The organism is Microcoleus sp. A003_D6 (genome assembly GCF_036702825.1).
Classification (GTDB): domain Bacteria; phylum Cyanobacteriota; class Cyanobacteriia; order Cyanobacteriales; family Microcoleaceae; genus Microcoleus.
The window spans coordinates 1-17,293 of sequence record NZ_JAUBWA010000012.1 but is presented as its reverse complement, the minus strand read 5'-3'; the positions used below and the strand labels follow the sequence as shown (position 1 = coordinate 17,293).

At 43.8% G+C, this 17,293-nt stretch carries 13 protein-coding genes; 9 read left to right on the top strand and 4 right to left on the bottom strand.

The window, feature by feature from the left end; all coding sequences use genetic code 11:
- Positions 1–217: 217 nt before the first annotated feature.
- Complete coding sequence (locus tag QUB70_RS05780; protein WP_332978928.1) at positions 218–1,393, top strand: SpoIID/LytB domain-containing protein; 1,176 nt, start codon at positions 218–220, stop codon at positions 1,391–1,393.
- Between the two features lie 228 nt (positions 1,394–1,621).
- Here the strand turns inward: QUB70_RS05780 and QUB70_RS05775 are convergent, their stop codons facing one another.
- Both QUB70_RS05775 and QUB70_RS05770 read right to left on the bottom strand, forming a co-directional pair.
- The gene (locus tag QUB70_RS05775) at positions 1,622–1,759 is read right to left on the bottom strand and encodes a hypothetical protein (protein WP_332978927.1); all 138 of its coding nucleotides are present in this window, start codon (positions 1,757–1,759) and stop codon (positions 1,622–1,624) included.
- Between the two features lie 21 nt (positions 1,760–1,780).
- Positions 1,781–1,927, bottom strand: coding sequence for a hypothetical protein (locus QUB70_RS05770; RefSeq protein ID WP_332978926.1), 147 nt, complete (start codon positions 1,925–1,927; stop codon positions 1,781–1,783).
- Between the two features lie 35 nt (positions 1,928–1,962).
- On the opposite strand from QUB70_RS05770, the gene QUB70_RS05765 reads away from it, so the two are divergent.
- Positions 1,963–2,229: a hypothetical protein gene (locus tag QUB70_RS05765; RefSeq protein ID WP_332978924.1), complete on the top strand. Its 267-nt coding sequence runs from the start codon at positions 1,963–1,965 to the stop codon at positions 2,227–2,229.
- Between the two features lie 581 nt (positions 2,230–2,810).
- Here QUB70_RS05765 and QUB70_RS05760 read toward each other — a convergent pair.
- Positions 2,811–4,115 (bottom strand): hypothetical protein, encoded by a 1,305-nt coding sequence (locus tag QUB70_RS05760; RefSeq protein WP_332978923.1) that lies wholly within the window; start codon positions 4,113–4,115, stop codon positions 2,811–2,813.
- Positions 4,116–4,728: 613 nt separating this feature from the next.
- Between QUB70_RS05760 and QUB70_RS05755 the strand changes: the two genes are divergently transcribed.
- The 3 genes from QUB70_RS05755 (at position 4,729) to QUB70_RS05745 (ending at position 6,571) form a co-directional block, all read left to right on the top strand.
- Entirely contained in the window at positions 4,729–5,250 is a 522-nt protein-coding gene (locus QUB70_RS05755) for a photosystem I assembly protein Ycf3 (RefSeq protein WP_332978922.1), read from the top strand.
- 184 nt (positions 5,251–5,434) lie between these two features.
- Positions 5,435–5,716: an Asp-tRNA(Asn)/Glu-tRNA(Gln) amidotransferase subunit GatC gene (gene gatC / locus QUB70_RS05750; RefSeq protein ID WP_332978921.1), complete on the top strand. Its 282-nt coding sequence runs from the start codon at positions 5,435–5,437 to the stop codon at positions 5,714–5,716.
- Positions 5,717–5,854: 138 nt separating this feature from the next.
- A complete protein-coding gene (locus QUB70_RS05745) occupies positions 5,855–6,571 on the top strand; it encodes a potassium channel family protein (RefSeq protein WP_332978920.1) in 717 nt (238 codons plus the stop codon).
- Here QUB70_RS05745 and QUB70_RS05740 read toward each other — a convergent pair.
- Positions 6,528–8,141, bottom strand: coding sequence for a cation:proton antiporter (locus tag QUB70_RS05740; protein ID WP_332978918.1), 1,614 nt, complete (start codon positions 8,139–8,141; stop codon positions 6,528–6,530). The two genes, QUB70_RS05745 and QUB70_RS05740, sit on opposite strands and share 44 nt — an antisense overlap.
- 6 nt (positions 8,142–8,147) lie before the next feature.
- Here QUB70_RS05740 and QUB70_RS05735 point away from each other — a divergent pair, with 6 nt between their 5' ends.
- From QUB70_RS05735 to QUB70_RS05720, 4 genes are all read left to right on the top strand, one after another.
- Positions 8,148–8,510, top strand: coding sequence for a hypothetical protein (locus tag QUB70_RS05735; RefSeq protein ID WP_332978917.1), 363 nt, complete (start codon positions 8,148–8,150; stop codon positions 8,508–8,510).
- A gap of 563 nt (positions 8,511–9,073) precedes the next feature.
- A complete protein-coding gene (locus QUB70_RS05730; protein WP_332978916.1) occupies positions 9,074–15,001 on the top strand; it encodes a hybrid sensor histidine kinase/response regulator in 5,928 nt (1,975 codons plus the stop codon).
- Complete coding sequence (locus QUB70_RS05725) at positions 15,001–16,545, top strand: hybrid sensor histidine kinase/response regulator (RefSeq protein WP_332978915.1); 1,545 nt, start codon at positions 15,001–15,003, stop codon at positions 16,543–16,545. Before QUB70_RS05730 ends, QUB70_RS05725 begins: the two co-directional genes overlap by 1 nt.
- Before the next feature lie 313 nt (positions 16,546–16,858).
- Positions 16,859–17,104 (top strand): hypothetical protein, encoded by a 246-nt coding sequence (locus tag QUB70_RS05720; protein WP_332978913.1) that lies wholly within the window; start codon positions 16,859–16,861, stop codon positions 17,102–17,104.
- Positions 17,105–17,293 lie beyond the last annotated feature (189 nt).

The window sequence follows — 17,293 nt, the reverse complement described above, 5'->3', positions numbered from 1 at the left end:
GCGGTCAATCCGACATAAAGGAAATAGTCGCAGGCAGGAACCGGGATAAATCGTTGTTCCTGCGAACATCTAGTCGCTCAAATCATTTTTGACAAGCGCACAGAGTGCCAAACCCAATTCTAACCTTTTCTTTCTTCCGTTCCCCTTCCTTTTTCCCTTCCCTTCCCTTCCCCTTAAAAATTCTCAAACTCGTACAGCATAGGAGGAAAATTTTCAAATGCAGCCAGGAGTATTCTTTGTTTCCGTTCTTTCGACATTAAAAAAACGCTACTTTTGGATTTCGCTGTTGTTTTGGCTGGTAATGGTAGCCCCAGCACAGGCCGCGCTGATCTTGCGAGTTGCGGTACAAGACGGGGCAAGTCAGGTAAAAGTCGGGAGTTCTACTAAGGCTGCAATCCGCGACGGCAGCGGGCGCAATTTGGGCGAACTGCCCGCAAACAGTTCTCAGTCAGCTCAATTTCGATCGGGAACAGTGGCGATCGGTCGCTGGGCCGCCAACCAAGTTTGGATCGAGCCGACGGGGAACGGTTATGTTTGGATTGGCGATCGGTGGTATCGGGGACGCACGCTTCTAGTTCCCCAAAAAGGAGGCTTGACAGCCGTCAACTACGTCGATATCGAACAATATCTCTACAGCGTTCTCGGCGCCGAAATGAACGGCAATTGGCCTATTGAGGCATTGAAAGCCCAAGCAGTCGCCGCCCGTTCCTACGCTATCCACCAGCGCCTCAAAAGCGAAACCGAGCTTTACGACGTGGACAATACTCAGTCTTCGCAGGTTTACAAAGGACTGCAAACAGAATCTTCTGGCACTTATTTGGCAGTCGATGCCACCGCAGGCCAAGTTCTGACCTACAACGGTCAGATTATTTTAGCCGTTTTCCACTCTGCGTCTGGGGGACATACTGAAAATGTCGAGGATGTTTGGACGGAACCCCTGCCTTACCTGCGGGCTGTTCCTGACTTCGACCAAGGGGCGCCGGTTTACCAGTGGAAAGAAAATTTTTCCCGGGCTCAAATCAGCAGCAAAATTTCTGGCGTCGGAAATGTGATCTCGATGAAGCCTGAACGCACTACCCGTTATGGAAGTGTCCTTAGTATGAAAGTAGTCGGAGATGGCGGTTCTAGGGTCATGAGCGGCGCCGATTTGCGTCGGGTTCTAAATTTGAGGAGTACCCGCTTTACTGTGATTCCTCAGTACGGCGGGATTTTTAGTGGGAGAAATAGCGGGCGGCCTCCTACGGGTTTTCAAGTTGCTGGCAAAGGTTTCGGTCACGCTGTGGGAATGAGTCAGTGGGGGGCATACAATTTGGCAAGGCAGGGATACGGCTACCAGCAGATTTTGTTGCACTATTACCGGGGCACTACTCTGGCTAGGATTGCTGTTCAGTAACTGCTGGGCATTGAGCATTGGGCATTGGGGATTGGGGATTGGGGATTGGGGATTGGGCATTGGGCATTGGGCATTGGGCATTGGGAATTGGGCATTGGGCATTGGGAATTGGGCATTGGGCATTGGGCATTGGGCATTGGGGATTGGGGATTGGGCATTGGGCATTGGGCATTGGGCATTGGGCATTGGGCATTGGGCATTGGGGCGAAAAGCATCTTCGCCGAAAAGTCATTGGTTATTAGAGCCAACAACAAATAACCAATAACTACTAACAACTGCCAACTGCCAACTGCCAACTGCCAACTGCCAACTGCCAACTGCCAACTGCCAACTGCCAACTGCCAACTGCCAACTAACAACTAACAACTAACAACTAACAACTAACAACTAACAACTAACAACTAACAACTGCCAACTGCCAACTGCCAACTGCCAACTGCCAACTGCCAACTGCCAACTGCCAACTAACAACTGCCAACTGCCAACTAACAACTGCCAACTGCCAACTGCCAACTGCCAACTGCCAACTGCCAACTGCCAACTGACTACTAACTACATTAAGGATTGCTATGCAAAAGTGGGATTATTTATTTGTGGATGCGAATATGTATCCTTTTGGAAATAAGCTGATTAGTTTATATGTAAATGGTGAAGAACAGCGAGATTGGAAACAAGGCTCGCTGCATCTATTTGTCAATCAGTTGGGGGAGGATGGGTGGGAACTTGTGGCTCTGCGCCACGACTCGAAGTACGACCAAAATTGTTTGATTTTTAAACGCCCTAAGATTGTTAAAAAAACTAGGAATACGAAAGAGTCTCAAGTGCCTAAAATTTAAATTTCATATCAAATCTGGTAGCATCGTAATTAATGTTACCCACAGTCAGGACACTGTGCCGTGCTGTGTCCCTACCATTAATCGGGGTAAGCTGTGTTGCATCTAGATTGCCTATGGTATTAGAGAGGGAGAGGGGGAGAAGGGGAGAGGGGGAGAGGATTTGACGATTGTTCGATCGGGACTCGAAATATACAATTTAAATGCACAACAGCTTAGTCCAAAAACACGGCGCCGTGTCCGACCTATCATGTCACTCGTGCAACCGGAATTGATATCATAGGAATGAGAATTAAATAACTTACACTCTTGAAAGTGGGGAGTAGGGGTTGGGCGGGAGATCCCGCCCTTTTTGGACGGGCGGGACGCCCATCCCACAATAACAATTAAAATTGTAAGTTATTTAATTCGCGATCCATATCATGTTCGAGCGATCGAATTCTATTAAACTGGCAATCAAACTTGTTTGTAGTGAGGACTTCAATCCTCGAAATTTTACGAGGACTTCAGTCCTCACTACAAAGGTTCATTGGATTTTAGATTTTGGCTCAAAACCGCTAATTCTTGAATCTAAAATATAAAATCTAAGATCGATCGATCCGCTTTTGCCATTCGGCATCTATTTTTGCTGACTGTTCTAGTTCTTGTTGGGTTAATTCGGTTTCTGTTGTATAAGCTAAGTCTTCTCCAGTTAGAACGTTTTCTGCTGCAAATTGCTGGGCGTATGCCAATTTTTGCTGCAAGTTAGTATCGGGTTCGTTTAATAACATGGCTCGCTGCTGCCGCTCTTGATTGCGGGCTTCTATCCTGCTATTTTTCCACTGAATCCAGAAATAGCGAATTAAAGGAATTGCGAGAAATCCGACGCCGTAAATCAGGAGCATTGGATAAATAGCGCTGACGAAACCGATAAATCCACCTGCGATCGCACTTTTAGCTAATAAATTTCCTAAAACTAACGCACCAACCAGATTGAGCGATCCTAACCCTGCTGCGAGCATGACTTGGCCGGAGCTAGCGTGGCTGAAACGCCACAGCATTTCTCGCAAATAAGCTGCTACTGGTTCAGAATTTCTCTCGGTGGCTGTGGTTTGCAATTGCGGGAAATGGTAGACTATTTGCCCTTCGGGACTGACTTCGGGGCGGCCGTCAAAACGGGCGAGAGCAGGTAACATATATTCTTCGTATTCTCGGCTGTATCCTTGTCCGAGATTGTCGAGATATGGGGCAATTTGTTCGGCGGCGACGGCACCTCGGTTGTTGCGAATCGCGGCGGCAATATCGCTCCACTTGCGCTCTTCTAAATTGTAATTCGGATTGCCGTCTCCAAATAGAAAGGAGAAAACTGCTTCCAGAAAACTCATCTGGGGTTTTTGGCCGGTTAAGCGCGATCGCTGCTGGTAGTAAGGTTCGTCATGGTTCCAGTAAAATATCCAGGGTAACTCGTTCCAGAAGTAGGGAAAAAAGAAAAAGCCGCCGCCTCTGTCACCGCCACCACCGTCTCCTCCTCCTCCCCCGTTATTGTCGCTGCTGTTGCTGGAGAGTAAAAGCGTGATAGCAACAAAAATTAAGAGGATGGAAGCTATCAGCACTATGCCAAAAGATATCCGAATCAGGTAAAATAAAATTCGCCAGATTTTTTGCCACCATTCCTGCAACTGCAAGCGCAAGAATTTGTTTCGCAAAATATCTCGAAAGTTTTTGGGAAATAGGTAGGCAATGTCGCCGGACTCTGCTACTTGCAGGTTGCCGCCTGCTTCGGAGGCGAGGGTTAACAGTTCTCGTTGGGCAAAATTGACATCTAATCCAGCTTTTGCCGCCACGTCTCCAACCGTAACGCGGTAGCCAAGTTGTTCGACGGCTTGCATAATGGTGGGATTGGGAGCCATAGGTTTCTCTCTGTGAACATTACCCGGTTATTTTTATTATATATTGCGGGAATTCGATCCCGTTTTGACGCCCTGGTTTCGGATTTTTTTTGATGCTGCCCTTGACTTGGGAGCAAAATATTGCTACTGTTTTGCCGATTAACTTTTAAGTGTTGGCTGAACCCGCATAACTTAATAAAACTTTGTGATTTTTTTTCTACTCATCAGGGTATTTGGCTGTTGACTCATGGGGGCAACGGCGGGGGGATTGTGGGTAGAGTTAGTAGGGTACGGTGCGATCGCCCGTTGGCGAAGCTTGCAGCTATTGGATCGCTCACACACGCTACTCCAGAAATTTTCCCTTCAGGGAGGGGTTTTGGTAAGTTTTGTGTAGAGCGCTAGAGATAGGTTAAAGAAATCTGGTTTTTTTTGCAAGTCTTGCAAGAGTTCTATAAAATAGATAGAACTTGCGCGAGTGTTAGATCCAAGGGCGTATTTTAAGGTTCGCATTTGCGATCGACTAGAATTTGAGAGCGCCCTCAACACAACTGCTAACTAAAACAGTTGCGCAATTATTAATAGGAAAACTTTACAGGCTAATGTTTCTGATTAGCCGCTAACCAAAGAATCGCATATGCCCAGAACTCAACGCAACGATAACTTTATTGACAAAAGTTTCACGGTAATGGCAGATATCATCCTGAAGATTATGCCGGCGAAAAAGCAGGCGAAGGAAGCTTTTGCTTATTACCGGGATGGTATGTCAGCTCAAGCAGATGGCGAGTATGCTGAAGCGCTGGACAATTATCATGAAGCGCTGAAGCTTGAGACAGATCCTTACGATCGCAGTTATGTCTTGTACAATATGGGGCTGATCCATACTAGCAACGGCGAACACGAGAAAGCTTTGGAGTATTACGACGAGGCCCTGGAGCTCAATCCGAGAATGCCGCAAGCGCTGAATAATATTGCTGTGATTTACCACTATCAAGGGGAAAAGGAAAAGGAAGCTGGCAATTTTGAAGTGGCAGAAGGGCTGTTTAATAAAGCTGCGGATTATTGGAAGGAGGCCATTCGCTTGGCCCCAAACAATTACATTGAGGTGCAAAATTGGCTGAAGACGACAGGCCGATCGCAGATTGATGTGTATTTTTAACATCAGTTTTAATGGTAATGGGTAATGGGTAAGAGGTAATGGGTAATGGGTAACGACTAATAGCGAAGCACTCATCTTCAATTACCAATCCCCAATCCCCAATTACCGATTCCCAATTACCGATTCCCAATTACCGATTCCCAATTACCGATTCCCAATTCCCAATTCCCAATTCCTAATTTTTATGATTGACAGAGAAGAAGTGCGGAAAGTAGCGAATTTAGCTAGATTGGAATTAACGCCTGAAGAAGAAGAGCAGTTTACCGGTCAACTCAACGGTATTTTGGATTATTTTGAGCAATTGAGCGAACTGGATACGAGTAAAGTGCAGCCGACAACGCGGGCGATCGATGTTAGCAATGTAATGCGATCGGACGATTTGCAACCTTTTGCTAACGGAGAAAGTATTTTGGAGGGAGCACCCGATCGCGATGGGGAGTTTTTTAAAGTTCCTAAGATTATGTAGCTTTATAAGCTGTTCGACATTCAAACTGCACTATTGGTGGGCTAGACCCCATACTGCAAGGGGTTGAGGCAATAAATTTAAATGACTAACAGCTTAGTGATAAATCTGTAATGTTCATTCTTGGGATGACAGTCAGTCATGTACGTATTAATTGGTGGGGCAGGAATGATGGGGCTGGGTTTAGCCCAGCAGTTATTAAAACTCGGTCATACGGTTGCAATCATCGATCTCGACCCGCTTGCCTGTCGCTTTGCTCGTGAAAAAATCGGAGTGATGGCATTTGAAGGCAGTGCAGTTAGCACAACGGTTCTTCTGGAAGCCGGAATTAAACAAGCAAGCGCAGTCATTGCATCACTGAGGGATGATGCACTGAATTTAGCGCTGATCACCCTATCCAGGAGCTATGGCATTTCCCATATTGTGGTGCGAATGCGCGATCGCGAATTCATGGAAGCCTATCGACTTGCCGGAGCCAGTCACATCATCAGCACGATCGACTTGGCAGTCGCAACAATGGCAAATGCGATTGAATACCCTCAAATCGAATCGATGATGCACTTTGAACAAGGACAAGTCGAGGTGCTAAAGCTGCCAGTTCCAGGCGATTGCAATGTGGCAGGTCGCACCGTTGCTCAAATTGCTCAAGACTCCCGCTTTCCCACAGGTTCGCTGATTATTGGTTATCAATGCCATGCCTGCGCCAATCTGGAGATTCCGAACGGCAATACTGTTCTTGAAGCAGGCTCTACCATCCTGGTCGTCACCCGTCCAGAGCTAGTTCACCCCATGATTGATTACCTCGGCATTCGCGCTAGTCATCTGCCAACGTTAGAAGTTTCTCATCCAAATCTTTGATGTAAGGATGAACCAGATCCTCTGGAACAATTCGCTTGCGGAGGGCATCGCTAACGGCTCCTTTTTCTGCTAAAAGCAATCGCCGTCGAATCGTATCTAGCCCGCTGCGATCGCCCTCTATTTGACCGGCCCGATGTTTGTTGTAGAGATCGCGCAGCACTCGCTCAGAGTGTGCTACTCGTGCTTGATACGATGCCCATAACTCTTCGTAAACTGCCTTCGGCAACACGCCAGATTTCAGCAAACTATCTAGCTCATCTTGAGCCGCTTTGGAAGCGATCAACTGAATCTGTAACTGCCCAGCTTCCTGCATTACATCAGAAACACGGCTAATTTTTAGCCGTTTTACTATCCACGGTAAACTTAATCCCTGTCCGACCAAGGAGAATAAAACTGCACCGAACACCAGCGCAATGATGTTATCGCGTCCTGGTAAGGTCAAGGGAATCGCAACAGCTAGGGCCATTGAGAGAGACCCTTTAATATTCCCTAAAACCAAAATGTGCTGCCAGCGTAGCGGAATGGGGCGATCGAACCAACGCAGCCCCGCTAATAACAAATAGACCGAGAGAATCCGTCCCAGTTGATAGGCCAGAATGACGAACAGAATGGATGGCAAAATTTTCCACAGCGTCAGCGGGTTAATTTCAATCCCAATCAGCAGGAAAATAAACGTATTGACGCCAAAACCAGCGTATTCCCAGAAACTCAGCAAGGTAATCCGATCCGAGGCAGACGAACTGCGAGGCAGCCCGAGGTTGCCAAAAACAAGTCCGGTGATGACCACGGCCACTGCGCCCGATACGCCTAAAAATTGTCCGATTTGGAAGGTTCCCAATGCGAGAGCGACGGTTAGCAAAAGGCTACTCAACGGATCGTTTAAGCGAACAAATATCGGCACGCTCAAGTAACCTAAAACACCCCCGACCACTGCCCCACCTAATGCAACCACGAGCAGTTCTTTCACGCCTTGTACAGCGGTGAGAGAGCCTGTCGCATAAATTACCAAAACCAAATTAAATGAAATTAGAGCAGCCGCATCATTGAACAGAGTTTCTCCCTCAACAATGGTGGACAATCGAGAAGGCACGCGGATCTCTTTAAAAACCGCGATCATCGAGACTGTATCAGTGTTTGCCAGAATGACTCCGATCAGCAACGCTGGAATCCAGTCTAGCCCCAGTCCAAATTTAACCAGAACAGCGATAATTGCTGAGGAAAAGATAGAGCCTGGACCCGCCAGCAGGGCGATCGCCTTAAAGGTGCTGCGGAGACGGCTGATATCGGTATTGATCGAGGCTTCAAAAATTAGAATTGGTAGGAAAAGATTCAACACTAAAGATGGATCTAAACCAATTCGACGGGACAAGACCTCCGTAATGGGCAGACCTGCTAACACTAAGCCCGTCACATAGGGAATTCGCAACCGTTGGGTTACGAGTGCCACAACAGTTGCAATCAGCAGCAGAATGATCAAGATGATGACCAATTCAGGAATGACTCCTGCCGTTTGGCTTTCTATGGCGGAACTGCTACCTAGGGGGGGTTGTTGCGCTACAATCCACTGCATTTACCGATGCTCCTCCATAAACTTGCTTTCCTGCGTTTGAGTCTACAGGAAACGGTTCACTCTGTTGTAGACGTAACTGCAATTTATGTGGTGTATTTTGATGAATGCCAATGGATCGCAAACAGGATTTCTGGGTTAGTTGGGCGATCGCTGCGATCGTCATTACCTCTTGTTGAGCCTAAACTGCCTTACAAAGACAACAATCTGATATCGCTGCGATCGTCATTACCTCTTGTCGCTCCCAAACTGCCTTACAAGGGCAACAATCTAATACAGAGCGTAAAACCTCACACTGCTCTAGAAGGTAGTTTCCTACTAGAAAAGATGGGCTGTCACAGAGCAATCAGTTTATTCACTTTCGGGAAATAAGCTAATCCGCATTTAAATTGCATAGTCAAATAAATTTTTCCTCTTGTGGGGTGGGCATCTTGCCCGCCCTCAACATACAAATTAAATGCACAACAGCTTAGTTATGACAACCGATCGCACCACAAAATCTCGCTAGCTTTTCGCCCTTTGGCAATTGACGATCGTTTCGCTTAGCCTGGTTCTCATTTTTGCTCTTGCTTATTGGAGCCTAGATGCACTGGAATGGGGAGGACTTCAGCAGCGTAGTGGGAAACCCGTACAAGAATTAGGAAAAGCGATAGATTTCGCATTCAATTAAGTTACATTATAAAATCTTTGAATCTGGTTGAGATACTGCTGTTATTGTACCTCCTCTTTATGATAAAGGCTCTAGATATTCATACTGCCGGACAATTATTAGTTTTTATTATATTGAGATTTGTTAAATTTCAAAAAATATTTAAAAAGCTTAGATTATACTTATTTGTAGTGCATTAGAAGATTTTTTTAATCCGGTCACAAATATCAGTATACCTACTTAGATACCGCCGGCTCTTCAATTTCTTATTAGTGAAATTACGCAGATGACCACTAGCATTTTCGGTTACAACCTAAGCGAAGCCATTTACGAAAGTGTCAATACTATTATTTATCGCGGCACAAAAGATATTGATAGAACCTCAGCAATTATCAAAACCTTCAAAGCCGAGCATCCGACAATCGAAGAAATTTCCCGATTAAGACACGAACATAAAATACTCCGACATTTAGACAGTCAAGGAATAGTCAAACCCATAGCCTTAGAAAACTATCATAACGGCTTAGCGCTGATAGTAGAAAATTTTAGCGGTCAATCCTTGAAAGATTATCTTAACAATCAACCCTTGGCTATAAACGCATTTTTAAAAATCGGAATTCAGTTGGCAAACACTCTGGGAGAGATCCATCACAGTAATGTGATCCATAAAGATATTAAGCCCCAAAATATCCTAATTGACCCAGAAACAAAAGAAGTAAAAATCATTGATTTTAGCATTGCTTCTCTCTTAGAGCGAGAAAATCAAACCGTCACCAATCCCAACTTATTAGAAGGAACTCTCGCTTATATGTCGCCGGAACAAACCGGCAGAATGAACCGCACAGTAGACTACCGCACCGACTTTTACTCCCTCGGTGTTACATTTTATGAAATGCTGACGGGTAAGCTACCTTTTTCCGCAAAAGACCCCCTAGAATTCGTTCACTGCCATATAGCTAAAGCACCAATACCACCGAAAGAACTGAATTCAGAGATCCCGGATGCAGTTTCTGAGATCGTAATGAAATTATTATCCAAAACCGCTGAAGATAGATATCAAAGTGCTTTCGGACTAAAAGTTGACTTAGAAACCTGCCAGCAGATGCTTTCTTCAGGAGAGATTTCCCACTTTATTATAGGTCAACTAGATTCCTACAGCCAATTTCTGATTCCGCAAAAACTCTATGGACGGGAAAGAGAAGTTGCTAGTTTGCTAGAAGCCTTCGCTCGCGTCAGTGGTGGGAAAACGGAAATGATGTTAGTTTCTGGTTATTCAGGTATCGGTAAATCTTCCTTGGTTAACGAAGTTGATAAACCAATAGTGGCAGCGAGAGGGTATTTTATTGCCGGTAAATTTGACCAATTTAAGCGGAATATTCCTTATGCTGCTTTAATTCAAGCATTTCAAGGATTGATGCGGCAACTGCTCACTGAAAATTCGGCTCAAGTAGCACTTTGGAAAGCTAAAATTCTCGAAGCACTTGGGGCCAATGGGTCAATTATTATTGAGGTTATTCCCGAAGTAGAAAAGATTATTGATCCACAGCCTGCGGTTCCGACTTTGGGACCCACTGAATCTCAAAACCGATTTAATCGAGTGTTTCAAAAATTTATACAGGTGTTTAGTAAACTCGAACACCCCCTAGTGATATTTTTGGATGACTTGCAGTGGGCAGATTCGGCTTCCCTCAAGCTTATCCAGCTAATTATGACCGATCCAGATAGTAAATATCTGCTATTAATTGGGGCTTATCGGGATAATGAAGTCAGTGCCACTCATCCCTTAATTTATACCTTAGAGCAAATTCAAAAGACCAATGCGGTAGTCAATAATATTACCCTCCAAGCTTTAGAAATCTCCCATGTCAACCAATTAGTGAGCGAAACCCTTCGCAGTCGAATTTCTGAAGTTTTGCCCCTGGCTGAGTTAGTTTTTAACAAAACCCAGGGAAATCCCTTCTTCTTAAATCAACTGCTAAAATCCCTTTATCAAGACCAACTTCTCTCCTTTGATTTCAATCGAGTTTGTTGGCAGTGGGATATCCAACTGCTTCAAGGCATTGATATCAGCGATAATGTCGTCGAATTGATGGTCAGCCAAATTCAAAAGCTATCGTCCCCGACGCAGAATGTCTTAAAATTAGCTGCCTGTATAGGAGATAAATTTAGTTTAGATGTTTTGGCAATTGCTCATAAAAAATCTCAGTCAGAGACTGCCAGGGATTTATGGGAAGCGCTACAAGCTGGTTTCGTTCTGCCACTAAATAATTCCTACAACATCCCCCTGCTATTTGACTCGGAAACATCCACAGAAAAGTCAACCGAGCAGTTTAATGTCACCTACAAGTTTTTGCACGATCGAGTGCAACAGGCGTCTTATTCTCTGATACCGGACGATCGGAAAAAAGAAACCCACCGAAAAATTGGTCAACTACTGCTGAATTCCACAAGCCCTGAAGAACGAAAAGAAAATATCTTTGCACTGGTTAACCAACTAAATTATGGAACGGATTTAATCACTTTGGAGTGGGAAAGATATGAGTTGGCAGAACTGAATCTGATCGCCGGACAGAAAGCGAAAGCTGCCACAGCTTATGAGTCGGCTGTCAAATATTTAAATGTGGGTTTAGGACTACTCGTAGATGATAGCTGGGAGAGTCAATATGAGCTGACGTTTAACCTCCATCTGGAAGCAGCAGAAACAGAATATATAAACACTAACTTTGAGCGATCGCAACATTTGTCTGAGACGAGCCTGAAACAAGCGAAAACCCTTCTGGAAAAAGGCAAGGTTTACGAACTTAGAATTCAATTAGAGATGTCTCAAAATCGGAGAATATCAGCTATAGATAATGGACTAGCCGTTCTGCAAATGTTCGGAATTAGCCTAGAGCAAGAACCACCTCAAGAACTGAGAGTTGATGATTTAGCTAACTTGCCGACAATGACAGATCCCGATCAACTCGCAGCTATGCGAATATTAAATCTTATTATAACACCAGCTTTTATTGTAAATCCTGCGATGTTTACGCGAATCCTTTATACAAAAATAGCTTTGTCTATTAAGTATGGAAATTCGCCTGAATCTGCTTTTGGTTATGTTTGGTATGGAGTGCTACTTTGTGGAGGATTAGGAGACATAGATTCTGGATATCGATTTGGCAAATTAGCTATTTGTTTACTCGAAAAATTTAACGCACTTACCCTTAAATCAAAAATAATTTGTATATTTAATTGTTTGGCAAGATTTTGGAAAGATCCGCTTAAGACAACCCTAGAATCTTTGGTCGAGGCAATTCAAAGTGGTATAGAAACTGGAGATATAGAATATGCTTGTCACAGTATAGCAAATTATTGCAATCACTTATTTTTTAGCGGGGGAGAGCTACAAAAACTTGAGCAAGAACAGGCAAAATATGTTTGTATGACCATTCAGCTCAAACAAGAATATGATACTTTATTTGTGAAAGTTCACCAACAAATAGTTGACAATTTACTGGACAAAAACTCAGACAAATACCATTTACTAGGTGCAAGCTTTAATGAAGAAGAACTACTACCAGGAATTATAGCTTCTAACAATGGGACTTTGCTCTATGCCTATTATGCCGGCAAAATGATGCTATTTTATTTATTTAAAGAGTTTAATCAAACAGTGATAATTTCTCATTTAGCATTAAAATATGCCAGCATGGGTGCAGGATTAATCCACATGAGTATCGACAACTTTTACCATTCTCTTTCCATCCTAGCACTGTATCCAAAAGCCTCGCCAAAAGAGAAAGAAAAATATCTAAGTGTAGTAGCAGCTAACCAAGAAAGAATGAAGACTTGGGCGTTCCATGCGCCGTGCAATTTTCAGCACAAGTATGAGTTAGTAGAAGCAGAAAAAGCGCGGATTTTAGGACAACCTTTAGAAGCCAGCGATTATTACGATCGCGCCATAGCAGGAGCCAAAGAACAGGGATATATCCAAGAAGAAGCATTAGCCAACGAATTAGCAGGAGACTTTTATTTTTCCCGTTCTCAAGATAAAATTGCTCGGATTTATTTAACCGATGCTCGCTACGGATATATTCGCTGGGGAGCTAAAGCTATAGTCAAAGATTTGGAAGCCAGATATCCTCAAATATTTTCCCGGATAGCCAAGCCCGAAAGTCAAGGTAGCCCGGTCCCGACGATCACTACTTCGACGAGTGGAGGGAGTGCAGGATATCTAGATTTAGCTACTGTGATCAAAGCATCTCAAGCTCTTTCTGGCGAAATTGTGCTGAGTAAGCTATTGGCGAAATTGATGAAAATTGCGATCGAGAATGCGGGCGCTCAAAGTGGCATTTTAATTTTAGAAAAAGCTGGAAATCTACTAATTGAAGCTTACGGAACCGTAGATAGCGATGTAGAAGTGCTGCAAACAATACCCGTAGAAAAAAGTCAGCAACTACCCATATCTTTGATTAACTATGTTGCCCGAACTCAGGAAAATGTTGTATTAAACGATGCGAGTTGCGAGGGAACCTTCACAGCGGATACTTATATCGTCAACCAAAAACCCAAGTCAGTATTATGTACTCCAATCGTTAATCAAGGAAAACTTACTGGCCTTCTTTACTTAGAAAATAATCTCACAACTGGTGCTTTTACTCCCGAACGTTTAGAAGTTTTACAACTTTTATCTTCTCAAGCAGCTATTTCAATTGAAAATGCCCGTCTCTATAACGATTTGGAAGCAGCCAACGCCACTTTAGAAGCAAAGGTGGCAGAAAGAACGCAACAGTTACAAGAAAAAAATATCCATTTACAAAAAGCAGAAGAATTAGCGAAAGCCGCCAACTCTGCCAAGAGTGAGTTTCTTGCTAATATGAGCCACGAACTCCGAACGCCACTTAATGGCATTTTGGGTTACACCCAAATCCTCAAACGACAAAAAAACTTAGCTGAGCAGCAAAAAGATGGTCTGAATGTTATTAGTCAATGCGGCGAACACCTCTTAACCTTAATTAACGATATTTTAGACCTGTCCAAAATTGAAGCCCGAAAAATGGAAATTCACCTGAGTAATTTCCCTTTCTCAGAATTTTTGGAAGGCATTGCTGAAATTTGCAATATTCGGGCAGAACAAAAAGGAATCTCCCTGATTTACGAGCCAATTACCAAACTACCTCTTGCCGTTGAGGGTGATGAAAAACGGTTGCGGCAAGTTTTAATTAACTTACTCGGCAATGCGATTAAGTTTACCGAAAAAGGCGGAGTGGCATTCAAAGTAGGATATCACAATGGCAAAATCCGGTTTCAAGTAGAAGATACCGGAGTTGGTATGGCACCAGAGCAATTGCAAGACATATTTTTGCCTTTTCACCAAGTAGGGGAGGCCAATCTTAAGATTGAAGGAACAGGATTAGGACTGGCAATTAGCCGCCAATTAGTCCAGATGATGGGCGGTGAAATAAAGGTGAAGAGTACATTAGGACAAGGGAGCATTTTCTTCTTCGATTTAGATTTACCAGAGGTATCGGAATGGGCGACTAATGCAGCCAAAGCGAATGCTCACGTCATCGTTGGTTTCAAAGGTAGAAAGCGAAAAATTCTCATAGCTGACGATAAGTGGCAGAATCGCTCAATGATGGTGGGAATGCTCGAGCCTTTAGGCTTTGAACTGATGGAGGCAACGGAGGGTCAGGACTGTTTAAACAAGGCGCAGGAGTTTCAACCAGACTGTATCTTAATGGACTTGATGATGCCAATAATGAGTGGCTTAGAAGCGACCCGCCGGATTCGCAAATCACAAGCTCAGACTAAGTTAGTAGTGATTGCTACTTCTGCCAGCGTTTTTGATTTCGATAAACAACAAAGTGTGGAGGTAGGTTGCAATGACTTTATCCCAAAACCCATACGAATAGAGGAGCTTTTAGAAAAATTACGTACTCATTTAGAGTTAGAATGGATCTATGAAGAAAATTTGGAAGAAATTCGGAAAGCTGAAGCAGAACAAAAATCTCTAAGTTCTGAACTTGTAGCTCCACCCGATGAAGAAATCGCCGTTTTATTCAATCTGGCTATGATGGGCGATCTTCGAGGCATTGCGGAGCAAGCGACAAAGTTAGAACAACTTAATGAGCAATGGGGGCCTTTTGCTACCCATCTGCGCCAGTTAGTCAAAGGATTTGAAGAACAACAAATCTTGGAGTTTATTAAGAAATATAGGACTGCAACATAATGAATAAGGAACTTCCCGAACAAAGCACAATTTTAATCGTAGATGACACCCCGACTAATTTAGGTGTTCTGTTCGATTTTTTGGCTGATTATGGCTTCAAAGTATTGGTAGCTAGGGACGGTCAAAGTGCTCTCCAGAAGGTCGAATATGCCGCGCCCGATTTAATTCTGTTGGATGTGCTTATGCCGGGAATAGATGGGTTTGAAACTTGCAGCCGTTTGAAAGCCAATGATTTAACGAGAGACATTCCCGTGATTTTTATGACGGCTCTTGCGGATACGGTGGATAAGGTTAAAGGTTTGAGTCTTGGTGCGGTGGATTATATCACTAAGCCTCTTCAGCATGAAGAGGTTTTAGCTCGGGTTAATGTCCACATGAAAATCCGCAACCTGTCGAAGAAACTCTTAGAGAAAAATGTGTGCTTGCAAGCAGAAATCGAACAGCGTGTCAAAGCGGAATCCTCGCTCTTGAAGCTGGCATCTGAGTTGGAAAGGCGAGTTGAGGAAAGGACGGCGGAACTTTTCCAATCCAATCAATTGCTCAAACAGGAGATTCAAGAGCGTCTGCAAGCAGAGGCGGGATTGCAACAATCGGAAGCTCGATTGCGAACCCAAGCTCAATCCTTAGAAAAAGCCTTTCGCGAATTGCAATTGACCCAGACTAAACTTGTGCAGAGCGAAAAAATGTCTTCTCTAGGTCAGCTTGTTGCAGGTGTAGCTCATGAAATCAATAATCCCGTTAATTTTATTTTTGGAAATCTTTCTTACGCCCATGACTATACGAAAAGTCTGATTGAACTCGTGAATCTTTATCAGCAGGAATTCCCCGTTTCTGGAGCAAAAATTGAAAATAAAATAGACGAGATAGAACTAGAGTTTTTGGTTGAAGACTTGCCTAAACTGCTGACTTCAATGAAGGTAGGTGTAGACCGTATTCGCGAAATTATTCAGTCGCTGCGAATCTTCTCGCGCTTAGATGAATCTGAGATGAAACCAGTGGATATTCACCAGGGTATTGATAGCACGCTGTTAATTTTGCATAACCGCCTTAAAGGAAGGGGCGATCGACCTCCGATTGAGGTGGTCAGAGAGTTCGGCAATCTGCCTCTGGTAGAGTGTTATGCCGGTCAGCTTAACCAGGTGTTTATGAATCTTGTCGCTAATGCTATTGATGCCCTAGATGATTACAATGCGACGCGATCGCTAAGTGAAATTAAAGCCAATCCCTCTAAGATTGTCATTCGCACTGAAGTCACGGACAGCAATCGGGTAGTAATCCAGATTAAAGATAACGGGTCTGGGATGACAGAAGATATCAGCAGACACCTATTTGAGCCATTTTTTACTACTAAACCTCTTGGGAAGGGCATCGGTATTGGGTTGTCAATTTCCCATCAGATTGTAGTGGAGAAACATGGCGGCCAGCTCAATTGTATTTCCGCTCCTAATCAGGGGGCAAAGTTTATTATTGATATTCCAATTCACCAGCGAGTTTTAGCGAAAAATTTCATTGCGATGTCTGAAACAGCTTTGAGAGTTTCTTAGCGGGACTTAAACAAATTTAACCCAAATAAATTTCAAACTGGCTTTATAGGCAGTAAATACGTCTATATTTTCTTGCAACCAGCGCACAAATGTCTAAAATATAGCTGTTTTCAAAGCTTCTAAGCCATCAGTATCATGGAATTATATTGGTCGCAACTTAAGTCTTTTCTGCGTATTTTTTCCAGGAAATAAAAAATGATTGATACATTAATTGCCGTAATTGCCGTCGCACTCGATTTAATCAATCCTCAACATCTAAAAAACTGGTTTGCTAAATGCTGCTACTGTCATCTGTAAGCTGGCAATCTGCTGTATGTGGGTGCGATGCCTGCGGCCATTGGTGACAATTAAGCTTAAGTTCCCCGAAGCGGGGAACTTATCGCTTGCCTCCAAGCCTTGGTATATAGTGCTTTCAGTAACGCCAGAACTCTCTGTGGGAAAACGACGTACTATAAATGTCGATCGTACTCGCGATCGGAATGTGCCTGCTCCAGAAACTGAAGCGATCGCAGCCAGATTGCAAGAATTGCTCTCCCCCAAGTGTCTGTGGCGTTGCTGAATACAGATATCAATTCAAGATTTCGGAATGGCTAGAAGCAACGTTTAAGGACTGTTTCAGCAATCAGGCTCTCATTTTCTATTGCCTTGATGACGATCGAATAATCTCTCTGAGTGAACTAACCTGACGGTCAACTGGGTACAGTTAGACCGCAGGCTTCTTTTTCCTTTTTTGCAAAGGCTTTTTTGA

Excerpts from the sequence above, each read along its gene's own strand:
- QUB70_RS05725 (WP_332978915.1), top strand. The coding sequence starts at position 15,001 with ATGAATAAGGAACTTCCCGAACAAAGCACAATTTTAATCGTAGATGAC.
- QUB70_RS05730 (WP_332978916.1), top strand. The coding sequence starts at position 9,074 with ATGACCACTAGCATTTTCGGTTACAACCTAAGCGAAGCCATTTACGAA.
- gatC (WP_332978921.1), top strand. The coding sequence starts at position 5,435 with ATGATTGACAGAGAAGAAGTGCGGAAAGTAGCGAATTTAGCTAGATTG.
- QUB70_RS05735 (WP_332978917.1), top strand. The coding sequence starts at position 8,148 with ATGCTCCTCCATAAACTTGCTTTCCTGCGTTTGAGTCTACAGGAAACG.
- QUB70_RS05755 (WP_332978922.1), top strand. The coding sequence starts at position 4,729 with ATGCCCAGAACTCAACGCAACGATAACTTTATTGACAAAAGTTTCACG.
- QUB70_RS05765 (WP_332978924.1), top strand. The coding sequence starts at position 1,963 with ATGCAAAAGTGGGATTATTTATTTGTGGATGCGAATATGTATCCTTTT.
- QUB70_RS05780 (WP_332978928.1), top strand. The coding sequence starts at position 218 with ATGCAGCCAGGAGTATTCTTTGTTTCCGTTCTTTCGACATTAAAAAAA.
- QUB70_RS05740 (WP_332978918.1), bottom strand. The coding sequence starts at position 8,141 with ATGCAGTGGATTGTAGCGCAACAACCCCCCCTAGGTAGCAGTTCCGCC.
- QUB70_RS05720 (WP_332978913.1), top strand. The coding sequence starts at position 16,859 with ATGTGGGTGCGATGCCTGCGGCCATTGGTGACAATTAAGCTTAAGTTC.
- QUB70_RS05760 (WP_332978923.1), bottom strand. The coding sequence starts at position 4,115 with ATGGCTCCCAATCCCACCATTATGCAAGCCGTCGAACAACTTGGCTAC.
- QUB70_RS05745 (WP_332978920.1), top strand. The coding sequence starts at position 5,855 with ATGTACGTATTAATTGGTGGGGCAGGAATGATGGGGCTGGGTTTAGCC.